Genomic DNA, 12,484 nt, shown 5'->3' with positions numbered 1-12,484 from the left:
AAATGTCTGAAATAATTGTAGAGGGATTATCTATTCTTGGAGGTAAAAACAAAATTTATAATAATCCACAAGAAGCATTACTAGAAAAAATCCCATCTCATAACAAAAAATTAAGCTACGTTGTAAGATTTACAATACCAGAATTTACTTCACTTTGTCCCGTTACTTCTCAACCAGATTTTGCTCATATGATAATAGATTATATACCAAAAGATTGGTTGATAGAATCAAAATCTCTAAAACTATTTATGGCATCCTTCCGAAATCACCATTCATTTCACGAAGATTGCACTATTTACATTGCACAGAGATTAATGGAAGTTCTTGAACCGAAATGGATGCGCATTGGTGCATATTGGTATCCCCGAGGAGGTATTCCTATTGATATATTTTGGCAAAATTCTGCTCCTCCAGAAGGAATATTCTTGCCCAATCAAGACGTTCCACAATACCGTGGTCGGGGATAAAAAAACACTTTTAAAATATAAAAAGAACATTATCATTCTAAAAACTTCTAATAATTTATTTAGTTAAAGGAGAATAGTCTGTTCTTTTACTAATTTCTTCTTTACGAGATACTCTATCCAAAACAGCATTAATAAACTTTGGCTCATCACCATAAAAAAAATCGTATGCTATACAAACATATTCAGAAATAATAACTTGTACTGGAACAGAATGGCATTCTATTAATTCAAATACACCAGCCCTAAGAATAGAACATAAAATCAAATCTAATCTAGAAAATCTCCATTTATCTGATAGGCAAGAAGAAATCAAAGAATCAATCTGTTCTTTCTTGGCAATCGTACCATAAACGATACTATGGAACCATTCTAAATCAACATTAGAATAAATATTTTCTACACCTGAATCTACATCTGTGCAAAATCTATATGTTTCATATTCTGATATTACTTCCATTGCATCATAACCTACAATATCAATTTGGTACAAAGCTTGTACTGCTGCAAACCTTGCTAGCCCTCTTCGATGAGATAATTTAAATGTTTTTTTATTATCTTGTATCGTCATAAAATCTGTTTAGACAAACTATTTTTTAATTCAATCATTGCAATAACAGAACGAGCTGCTGCTCCTCCTCTATCTATACGAACAGAATGAACACGTTCAATAGCTTGTTCCTTGTTATCTACTGTAACGATTCCATTTCCTATAGGCAAAGAATCTTTTATAGAAAGATCTACGAGACCATTTGTTACTGCATTTGCTATAATATCACAATGAGAAGTCTTTCCCCTAATGACAACACCAAGAACAACAATCCCATGGTATTTCTTACCAAGAGTTACATTACTCATCACCATGCTAATAGCAGACGGTATTTCTAAAACACCTGGAGTTACTATAGAATCCCACTCAATGTTATTATTTTTAAATACATTTACACAACCTTCAAGAAGCATTTCGGAAAGATTTTCATAGAAACGAGCTTCTACAATCAAAACACGAGGCTTTAAAACCACCATCACTGACACTCCAGCCCAAATACTAAAAACAAAAATCCAACTCTTATTTTATAAAATTTAAATCTTAATATCATCTATTAAGAATCAATAGGAGCATATAATCTAGCAAAATGACGTATTATATAATCTACTTCTATATTTATCAAATCACCTACTTTATGCATTTTCCAAGTTGTTTTTTCGATAGTATGGCTAATTAATAAAATATCAAAAAAATTCTCACCTACTAAATTCACCGTCAATGATACTCCATTAAGGCACACAGATCCTTTAACTACTATAAATTTTTTCAAATTACAGGGAATACTAAGACGACAATACATTGAATCACCAATAAAATCTAGAAAAAGAATTTCTGTAATACCATCAATATGACCAGAAACAAGATGTCCATCCAACCTATCATCTAATTTCATAGACTGTTCTAGATTAATAAAAGTACCTATATCCCATGAAGATGTATTTGTAAGACGTTTAGTCTCCTCCCAAATTTCTACTTCATACCAATTATTCACAGAACAATCTTCTGGTATTCGTACAACTGTTAAACAAATACCAGCATGTGCTATAGAACAACCTATCTTCATTTTTGAAGTATCGTAAGATGTCATGATACGCAATCTTATACCTTTTGCGATTGGTATAATTGCTATAATTTTTCCTATGTCGGTTACGATTCCCGTAAACACAAATTGTTCCCTACATACTCAAAACACACATCAAAACCAAAATAATCACGTCGAATACAAAAAAAATTTTTGTTAATATATCCTTCTTCTATAGGAGAAGGAATACCACACTTACCTATAATTTTACGTGATCTATAAAGAATAATAGAATCTACTAATCTAGAATTAATAAAAGAACGAGCTACTATGGCACCACCTTCTACTAATAAAGAAGTAACACCACGATCTGCTAATATAGCTAATAATCTCTCCAAATTACGACAATCACAATAGATAATATCTATATTTTTTTTTTTAAAAGCAAGAGCAAGTACGGGATCATCATTTTCAGTAACAATAATAATAGGAGCTAATAAAGAGGTTTTTATAATTTTAGAATCAAGAGATAGTTTGAAATTTGGATCTAATATAATACGAATAGGAGAACGATCATTCAAACCATTTAGCCTACAAGTTAATTCTGGATCATCAGAAATTACAGTACCTATACCCACGAGAATAGCATCTGACTGAGCTCTCAATAAATGAACCTGATTTATTGAAATAGATCCCGTTATAGGAACAGATCCACACCCCATAATACCAATCATATTATCTTTAGATACAGCAAGTTTAAGTGTTACATGAGAACGATTTTTCACTTGACGAACCAAGTAAGGATTAAGAATCCTTTCCCCTTCTCTTTCCATTACTATGTCAACAACTACACCTTTTTGAATTAACCATTTTATCCCCCTTCCAGATACTCGCACATCAGGATCACAAACACATACAACAACACGTCTCAACCCAGATTCAACAAGCAATTTTGCACAAGGGGGAGTCTGTCCATAATGAGAACAAGGCTCTAAAGTAACATAAGCTGTTGCACCTTTTGACTTTTCTCCCGCCTCTTCAATAGCTTGCACTTCAGCGTGAGGACGTCCTCCAAAAGCAGTTATTCCTCTTCCAACTATAATTTCATCCTTAACAATCAAACAAGCAACGGAAGGATTAGTCGAAGTCAAACCCATATGCCAACGAGAAAACCTTAATGCTGCAGACATAAACCTTGCATCAAGATCAGATATGGACACTACACGTAATCCTATCAATCGAAGATAACAAAATAAAACATGAAAAAAAATTAAAATAATTAACTGCACAAATAATTATTCCTCCAAAAAGATCAAATTATAATTTCAATATAGAGAAATAAAAAAAATTATTACTTTAACGTATAAATAAATTAATCATAAATAGGAAAAAGATTAATAAATTCCCTAACTTTATTAGAAACTGAAAAGTCTAATAAATCATTCTTTTCACTAGATGAAGATCCATCAATAACTTCCGCAATCAATTCAGCTATATATTCAAAATCCTTCTCTTTCAATCCTCTAGTCGTACTAGAAGGGGTACCCAAACGAATACCAGAAGTAACAAATGGACTTTCTGGATCAAATGGAATACTATTTTTATTACAAGTAATAGAAACACGACCAAGAATACTCTCAGCAGTTTTTCCTGTTATGCCTTTCGAACGCAAATCTACCAACATTAAGTGATTATCCGTACCACCAGAAACGATATCAAATCCCAAAGATTGTAGCTTTTTTGCAAAAGCTTGCGAGTTAAGCACAATCTGTTTAGAGTAATTTTTAAATTCAGATCGTAGAGCTTCTCCGAAAGCAACTGCTTTAGCTGCAATAGAATGCATAAACGGCCCTCCTTGCAACCCTGGGAAAATAGCCTTGTTAATTTTTTTAGATAAATCCAAATCATTAGTCATTATTAATCCACCACGCGGACCTCTTAAAGACTTATGAGTTGTTGTAGTTACTACATGACAATGAGGTACAGGAGATGGATGATTCCCTCCCACAACAAGACCAGAAACATGTGATATATCTGCTATAAGATATGCTCCAACAGAATCTGCAATTGAACGAAAATGACCCCAATCCCAAAAACGAGAATAAGCTGTACCACCAGATATAATCAATTTAGGCTTATATTTAACAGCCAATCTCTCAATCTCATTCATATCAAGCAAACCATCTTCTTTTCTCACATTATAAGGAATAGCTTTAAACCACTTTCCAGACATGTTTACCGATGATCCATGAGTTAAATGTCCTCCCGAATCTAAACTCAATCCCATAAAACTATCATAAGGATTCAACAATGCTAAGAAAACTGCTTGATTCATCTGAGAACCAGAATGCGCCTGTACGTTAACGTAATTAACATTAAATAATTTCTTCGCACGTTCAATTGCAATATTTTCAATATCATCAATATACTGACAACCACCGTAATAGCGATTATCAGGATATCCTTCTGCATATTTATTGGTAAGAAGAGATCCTTGAGCCTCTAGAACCGCACGTGAAACTATATTTTCAGATGCAATCAACTGTATCTCGTCACTTTGACGACAAGATTCTTTTCCAATTAAAGTAAAAATCTCGGAATCAGATTCTCTCAAGGATTGATTTACAAAATTATTCTTTTTTATCATAACCATTATATAACTTTCTTATACATAATAAATCTTGCGGATATAGATCAAATACCAGTTCAATAAATACATATTACTTAATCGAAGTTTACCATCTTTAATCTTACTATGCATGATCTTCGTAATGACGTTCTGGAAGAGGAATATATTCTATGTGAACATTATCTAATCCATAAATATCATCCCTAAATTGTATTATTGAATCCTTTGAAGACCATGCAGATATATAAACAAAATGAATTGGAACCTCTTTAGCGAGCTGAATAGGAGTGGTTTTTCGAGTCTTTATAACCTCTTCAATATTATAGCGAGACCAATCAGGATTGTTTTTAAGAAGCCATACATCTAAATCAATGATATTTCTTACACGTACACATCCAGAAGTCTCAAATCTTAAAATATTATTAAACAAAGTAGGCTCGGGAGTATCGTGCATATAAGTATTGTATTGACTATAAAATTCAATCTTAGTTGAGGCCATTGCATTAATCTTACCAGGCTCTTGCCGAAAAATAAAATTAGGAGGATCATCGCTATTCCAATCTACCTCCTCTGAAAAAACCTCTTTTCCCTTATCGTTAATCATATGGATGTTGTTATCCTTCAAATATTGAGGATATTGACGAAGCAACGACATAACATCATTCTTAATAATAGAACGAGGTATAACCCAATAAGGATTAAAAATAATACGATTTATTCTAGAATGCAAAATAGGAGTCTGACGATCTATCCTTCCAACTATAACTTCACTACGAAGTTCTACTTTACCATTTGCCACAGCTTCTAGAGATGCAGCAGGAATATTAACCAATACATAACTAATACCCATATTCTTTTCTAAAAGCTTTTCAATACGCACAAGATTCAGACGCAACTGTCTAATTCTAAAGTCGACAGGAACATTCATAGCACTTATAGTTGAATCATCAACCACTCCACTAGGATGTAATCCATGTCGCATTTGGAAAAGTTTAACTGCAGATTCAACATATGAATCAAATACAGAAGAAAATCCCTTTGAAGAATCTAGATCACCTGAAATTATAAGTCTTTCTCTCAATTTTTGCACTAAAGCAGTAGAAGATCCCAAACGAAGATTATGAACAGCTAATTTTGGCCAACCTCCTCTGCTAAGTATATCTTGATAAAAAGCAATTGCTTTTTCAGTTGTAGCAATGGTTTTTTTGCTGACAATTGCATAATCTGAATCAATCCCCATATCTGAACGAAAAAGAAAATTATCAAAACGATCATCTACAGCGGAATGGTAAGATTCTTTAATCATTTCATCTAATACATTATCATCAGCATTAGCAGGTTGTATTGCAATAAACATTACCATAGGTAGTACTAAATAAACAAAAAGACTACATAAGGCCTTATTTTTTTTAAAACATCCAACCATACTTCTTCCTATACTCAGTTTATATTTAAGAATACTGTGAAAATATCATATATTTTTAATAATCACAAAATAAAATTTCGAATACAATTTTAAATATAAAAAATATTACAATAAGTACTAAGCTAAATTATATTAAACTAAAATAATAGAAATTTAAATAATTATCAGGATAACTTTTAAATTAATTCTTCAAAGACGATATGCAATCTGATCACCCCAAAAACGATTTAAACGCTGTAAGAGTCTATTCATTGCAATAAAATCATCAACTGACAATCCTCCTACTTTATCAATAGACTGTATATGACGTTGATATAGATCAGAAATAGTATTTGCTATTTCTTTTCCTGACTGAGTCAAACTAATACGAATAGACCTCTTATCAATACGGGATCTTTGATGTTTAATGAATCCTATATCTATTAATTTTTTTAAATTATACGATACATTAGAACCTAAATAATATCCTCGTGAACGTAATTCACCCGCAGTTAATTCAAGATCACCAATGTTAAAAAGTAAAAGAGCTTGTACGGCATTAACATCACTACGCCCTTTTCTTTCAAATTCATCTCTTGTAACATCCAAAAGACTTCTGTGTAAGCGCTCAACCAAACGCAAACATTCCACATACAAGAAAGATATATCATTTTTTACAGTATCGTCATTATCTAAGATTATCCTTGATTGTATATTATTTTTCATATATTCCCCCTCTGGTTTTAAAAAAATATAAATCTTGCAACCATACAAAAGGAAAATTTAACACACACTATTCAAGTTCTAATTAAAACTAATCCTTAATTATACGTTAATAATTATATTATTTATAATGTTAACATTAATTATCAATCATAATATCAGAACGATTACATAAATCATATATCAACAATATAGATCATATATCAATAACATAGATTGATCTATGTATCATATCTAGAATGATATAATAAAAAAATTTACCGAAACATCTCTTGAAATAGCAATATCAATAATCAAAATTATTTTATAAACGGACAAATAATAGTAAAAATAGAAAATATATTATTAAAATAAAAATTGAAATTTTATAGGAATAAAATAATCAATAATGCAATAATTATCAAATTTAGCGTTATATTTTTAACTTTTCCCTTTCATGTTTTTGTGATATTGCTTGTCCAAGTAACTTAAGAGGATACGCCTTTGTTTGATATTGATACGACTAGTAATAAAATATTTTGCCATAGAAGAATGAGAAGAAATCGTAAATCTGATTGGATAAGAAAACTTGTTTGCGAAAATCAATTATCTGTCAATGATCTTATATTTCCCATATTTATAACTTCTGGCACAAAAATAATAGAACCAATAAATTCTATGCCAGATGTTTCACGTATGAGCATTGATATTGCAGTAGAAAAAATTAAACAAGTTATTGATCTAGGGATACCAGCTATTACTATATTACCTAACATATCATTAAATTTACGCGATGATATGGGATCAAATATTCTAGACAATAACAATCTTATAAACGAATGTATTCATGCTATCAAAAAAACTATACCTAATATAGGCATAATAACAGATGTTGCATTAGATCCATTTACCACACATGGACATGATGGCATATTACGTAACGGTGAAATTATTAATGATGAAACAGTAGAAATAATCTCAAGCGCAGCAATAATGCAAGCAGATGCAGGAGCTGATATAATATCTCCGTCAGAAATGATGGATGGTCGTGTGGGAGAGATAAGGAAAAAGCTTGATAGCAAAGGACATACTAATGTTGGTATTATGCCCCATGCTATCAAATTTAATTCTTCGTTCTACGGACCATATCGTGATGCAATTTCTACACGAAAACTTTTGAAAGGAGATAAAAAAACTTATTATATTGATCCTGCTAACGCACAGGAGGCAATTCGAGAAGCTTCTATTGATATTCAAGAAAGCGCCGACATGATTTTAGTAAAGCCTGGTTTACCTTATCTAGACATATGTTTTCGTATTAAAGAAAAATTCGGATTGCCTACTTTTGCATATCAAGTATCTGGAGAATATGCTATGATCAAGGCAGCGTCTCTTCAGGGATGGATCAATGAAAAGGATGCCATGATGGAAAGTCTACTTTCATTTAAACGCGCAGGATGCGATGGTATTTTTACTTATTTTGCAATGGAAGCAGCTAATATTCTCAATCATCTTTGAAAATAAGAGTTATTTATTTAAAAAGATTCATTAGTGCATGGCTTAAAAGTGCCTTTTAAAAAATCCATATTATCGAAAAAATTTACAAATCCATCATAACAGCAACTAAATAAAAACTTCAATACGCCACAAAAATATTATTTACTCAAAAATTTTCCTGAACGAGGAAATCCTCTTGGAACAAGAGAACCAGATCCTCCACGTCTACCTATCCATGCTGATAACTCATCTTTAGAACGTTTATAAGAACGTCCCGCACTATCTACCCAAGTAAGACCATCGCACATGTTGAAGAATATAATATCCGAAATAGTACCATCTTTATATGATTGCAAACGTACACCTTTTCCACGAACCATTTCAGGAATATTATTTATTGGAAATATCAATAACTTACGATTTTCTCCTACAACAGCAACATGATCACCTGTAACCTTAACAACTAACTTCATACTATCTTCAGAAGAAACTTTTAAAAATCTTTTGCCTTTACGCGTATTTGAAATGATCTCTGATTCTCTTACTATAAAAGCATTGCCCTTGCTAGAAACGACTAATAATTTACTTGTATAATCATAAACAAATGCCGTAACAATGCCTTGATTGTGATTAAGATCAATCAAAAGTTGTATTGCCTCTCCGTGACCACGTCCACTTAACAAATTACTAGCAGGAATAGTATATGCTTTCCCATCGGTTGATAAAAGCAATATTTTTTCCGTAGTATAGGAATGAAATGCTATTTTTAAACTATCACCTTCTTTGAAATTAAGAGCAGATAAATCGACAGAACGACCTTTTAAAGATCTAATCCAACCTCTTTTAGAAATTACAATTGTTACAGATTCCTTTTCAATCATTGCCTGCTGTAATGTTGCTTTGTCGGTTATTGCAACATCACAAAATGTTGTGCGCCGCCTACCCAAAGCTGTTGATTTAGAAAAAATTTCTTTTACTTCACGAATCTCACAAGATATTTTATCCCATTGCTTTTTCACTGAGTTCAACAACTCATCAATATTTCCCTTCTCAATGAGCAAATTATCTAACTCTGATTTGATTTGATATTCTTCTAATTTACGTAACGAACGCAGTCTCAAATTGAGTATGGCATCTGCCTGATTACCCGTAAGAGAAAAACGAGATATCATTACTGTTTTTGGCTTATCTTCATTTCTAATAATTGCGATAATTTCATCAATATTCAAATATGCAATCAATAAACCTTTTAATATTTCTACCCGACAATCAATTGCTTTCATCCTAAAAGAAGATCTTCGCAAAAGAACCTCTCTACGATGCGATAACCACTCCTTCAAAACACTATCCAGAGACATAACTTGAGGAATGCGACCCATTGAGAGAACATTCATATTCAATGGAAATCGTGTCTCCATATCACTTAACATAAACATTGATTCCATCAACAAATCCGGATCTACCGAACGATTTTTAGGAAATAAAACAATTCGGATATCTTCAGCAGATTCATCACGAATATCATCTAACAAAGGTATTTTTTTGGTTATAATAAGATCAGCAATCTTCTCAATTAATCGAGACTTTTGCACTTGATATGGTATCTCAGTAACAACAATGCACCAAGAACCACGCCCAAGTTCTTCTACACGCCATCTAGCACGTACTCTAAATCCTCCTCGACCTAAACGATAGGATTCTAAAATTCTTTCACGACTTTCAACAACAATACCACCAGTTGGGAAATCAGGTCCTACAATATATTCAAGCAAACCTTCTATCGAAATTTCTGGATCATCAATCAAGGCAAGAGCAGCATCACAAATCTCATGAACATTATGAGAAGGAATAGAAGTAGCCATCCCAACAGCTATACCAGATGAACCATTAGCTAAAAGATTAGGGAATTTTCCTGGAAAAACAATAGGCTCTGAACCTTCTTCATTATATGTATCACGAAAGTCAACAGCATCCTCATCAACTCCTTGCAGAATCAACTCAGCAACTTGAGTCATTCGTGCTTCTGTATAACGATAAGCTGCCGCACTATCGCCATCAATATTACCAAAATTACCTTGACCTCTAATAAGAGGATATCTTTGAACAAAAGATTGAGCGAGACGTACTAACGAATCATATACAGATTGATCTCCATGAGGATGTAACCTACCTATTACTTCACCAACAATACGAGCACTTTTCTTAAAAGCAGCATTGAAATCTAAACCCATTTCACTCATTGCATGAATAATACGCCTATGCACAGGCTTAAAACCATCTCGTAAGTCAGGAATTGCACGCTCTTTAATCGTTGATAAAGCATATGCAAGATACCTTTCTTCTAAAGCAGATTGCAAAGAAATAGATCTAATATTTCCTTCAACTAAAGTATCTGAATCAGATGCGTTATCAGTGCTCATAAAAATCACTCTTCATAGAAAAAGACATCAATTTAATTTCCCAAAATCTTTAAATATCATAAATACTGATTTTGTAATATACAACCGCTTAATCTATATTAAATTATAATATATATGACACTAAATACAAATCCTCATAGTTAAGTATAATAGATAAATGAAAGCCCTCATAATATCAGATAATTTCAAATAATATTCAAAGATAAGAACAATTTTATCAGAAACATAATAAAAAATTAATATTAACCTAAAATTAACAAAGCAGATCAATTACTAAAATTATTATAGCAACTTTCAAATTCCAATCGTATCAATTATTTCTGTTTTCTATATTGATATAATTTCTACTCGATTCACCAATATAAAGCTGCCGAGGACGACCTATCCTTCGAGATGGATCCATTATCATTTCTTTCCACTGTGATATCCAGCCCGCTGTACGAGCAACCGCAAACAATACCGTGAATAAATTTGTTGGAAAACCCAAAGCTCTTAACGTAATTCCAGAGTAAAAATCAACGTTAGGATATAGTTTTCGTTCAATAAAATAATCATCATCAAGAGCAATTTTTTCCAATTCAATAGCAACCTGAGCTATTGGATCATTATAATTACCCGTTGCCTCTAGGACTTCGTACATAGTCTGTCTCATAATTCTACATCTAGGATCATAATTCCTATAAACTCGATGCCCAAAACCCATAATACGAAATGGATCATTTTTATCTTTAGCTCGTCTTATATAATCAGGAATTCGTTCAGGAGAACCTATATCCATCAACATATTAAGTGCCTCTTCGTTAGCTCCACCATGCGCACGCCCTCCAAGACAAGATATCCCAGATGCTATACATGCAAAAGGATCTGCCCCAGAAGAACCCGCTAAACGAACTGTAGAAGTAGAAGCATTCTGTTCATGATCAGCATGCAATATGAATATACGATTCATAGCACGAGATAACAAAGGATTTATATGGTATTCTTCACAAGGGACAGAAAAACACATATGTAAAAAATTTGAAGTATAATCAAAATCATTCTTTGGATAAACGAAAGGTTGACCTATAGAATATTTATAAATCATTGCTGCTATAGTGGATATTTTAGCAATCATACGCAATGATACAGTAGTGCATTGTTCCAAATTTTGAACATCAGATGGGCTATAGTAAAAAGCTGATAATGCACCTACTGCGCTCACCAACATAGCCATAGGATGAGCATTGTTTGGAAAACCTGTAAAAAAGCGAGACATATTTTCATTGAGCAAAGTATGCCTTGAAATTTTATAATTAAAGTCTTTTTGTTGGCTGATATTAGGTAGTTCTCCATACAGCAATAAGTAACATACTTCTAAAAAATCACTCTTTTCTGATAACTGTTCAATTGGATATCCGCGATATAATAATATCCCATTATCACCATCAATAAAAGTTATTTTAGATTCACAAGAAGCTGTAGAAGAAAAAGCAGGATCATAAGTAAAAATACCACTTTTATTAAGAGATGATATATCCAGTACAGAAGGACCGAGACTACCTGCTCTCATAGGAAGATCAATCTCTTTACTTCCTAAATGAAGTTTAGCAATTTTATCCATCATAAATAACTTTCTTTAAATAATCTTTTTCCCAGATAATAAAGATCAATAGGTTAACACGAATCTTATAGTATCCAAATTAACAAGTTATATTTTATCAACAATATCAAATATTCTTCTTTAAAATAGTAAAATATTATTTAAATACTATAAAAATGATATCGTAATAAATCTATATTATATTAAAAACAAATGC

General features: G+C 32.1%; 11 protein-coding genes. 2 read left to right on the top strand and 9 right to left on the bottom strand.

Annotated features, from left to right (window positions below; all coding sequences use genetic code 11):
- Positions 1-2 precede the first annotated feature (2 nt).
- Complete coding sequence (gene queF / locus GY664_RS00310; protein WP_333947473.1) at positions 3-467, top strand: preQ(1) synthase; 465 nt, start codon at positions 3-5, stop codon at positions 465-467.
- 55 nt (positions 468-522) lie between these two features.
- Here queF and nusB read toward each other — a convergent pair whose 3' ends face one another.
- The 7 genes from nusB to ldtR form a co-directional block, all read right to left on the bottom strand.
- Complete coding sequence (gene nusB / locus GY664_RS00305; protein ID WP_333947472.1) at positions 523-1,035, bottom strand: transcription antitermination factor NusB; 513 nt, start codon at positions 1,033-1,035, stop codon at positions 523-525.
- A complete protein-coding gene (ribH, locus tag GY664_RS00300; protein ID WP_333947471.1) occupies positions 1,032-1,490 on the bottom strand; it encodes a 6,7-dimethyl-8-ribityllumazine synthase in 459 nt (152 codons plus the stop codon). Before ribH ends, nusB begins: the two co-directional genes overlap by 4 nt.
- 77 nt (positions 1,491-1,567) lie before the next feature.
- Entirely contained in the window at positions 1,568-2,179 is a 612-nt protein-coding gene (locus tag GY664_RS00295; RefSeq protein ID WP_333947470.1) for a riboflavin synthase, read from the bottom strand.
- Positions 2,161-3,255, bottom strand: a complete 1,095-nt coding sequence (ribD, locus tag GY664_RS00290) for a bifunctional diaminohydroxyphosphoribosylaminopyrimidine deaminase/5-amino-6-(5-phosphoribosylamino)uracil reductase RibD (RefSeq protein WP_408612112.1) — start codon at positions 3,253-3,255, stop codon at positions 2,161-2,163. The genes GY664_RS00295 and ribD overlap by 19 nt, the downstream gene beginning before the upstream one ends.
- Before the next feature lie 152 nt (positions 3,256-3,407).
- Entirely contained in the window at positions 3,408-4,688 is a 1,281-nt protein-coding gene (gene glyA / locus GY664_RS00285; protein ID WP_333947468.1) for a serine hydroxymethyltransferase, read from the bottom strand.
- A gap of 100 nt (positions 4,689-4,788) precedes the next feature.
- Complete coding sequence (locus GY664_RS00280) at positions 4,789-6,090, bottom strand: L,D-transpeptidase family protein (protein ID WP_333947467.1); 1,302 nt, start codon at positions 6,088-6,090, stop codon at positions 4,789-4,791.
- Positions 6,091-6,279: 189 nt separating this feature from the next.
- A complete protein-coding gene (gene ldtR, locus GY664_RS00275) occupies positions 6,280-6,795 on the bottom strand; it encodes a transcriptional regulator LdtR (protein WP_333947466.1) in 516 nt (171 codons plus the stop codon).
- A 480-nt stretch (positions 6,796-7,275) separates the two neighbouring features.
- Here ldtR and hemB point away from each other — a divergent pair, with 480 nt between their 5' ends.
- Positions 7,276-8,289, top strand: a complete 1,014-nt coding sequence (gene hemB, locus GY664_RS00270; RefSeq protein ID WP_333947465.1) for a porphobilinogen synthase — start codon at positions 7,276-7,278, stop codon at positions 8,287-8,289.
- Between the two features lie 137 nt (positions 8,290-8,426).
- Here the strand turns inward: hemB and parC are convergent, their stop codons facing one another.
- Together parC and GY664_RS00260 are read right to left on the bottom strand one after the other, a co-directional pair.
- A complete protein-coding gene (gene parC, locus GY664_RS00265) occupies positions 8,427-10,688 on the bottom strand; it encodes a DNA topoisomerase IV subunit A (protein WP_333947464.1) in 2,262 nt (753 codons plus the stop codon).
- A gap of 310 nt (positions 10,689-10,998) precedes the next feature.
- On the bottom strand, positions 10,999-12,291 hold the full coding sequence (locus GY664_RS00260) for a citrate synthase (protein ID WP_333947463.1): 1,293 nt from the start codon (positions 12,289-12,291) through the stop codon (positions 10,999-11,001).
- Positions 12,292-12,484 lie beyond the last annotated feature (193 nt).

The organism is Candidatus Liberibacter brunswickensis, assembly GCF_036858155.1.
GTDB classification, from domain to species: domain Bacteria; phylum Pseudomonadota; class Alphaproteobacteria; order Rhizobiales; family Rhizobiaceae; genus Liberibacter; species Liberibacter brunswickensis.
This window is presented reverse-complemented; position numbering and strand designations above follow the sequence as displayed.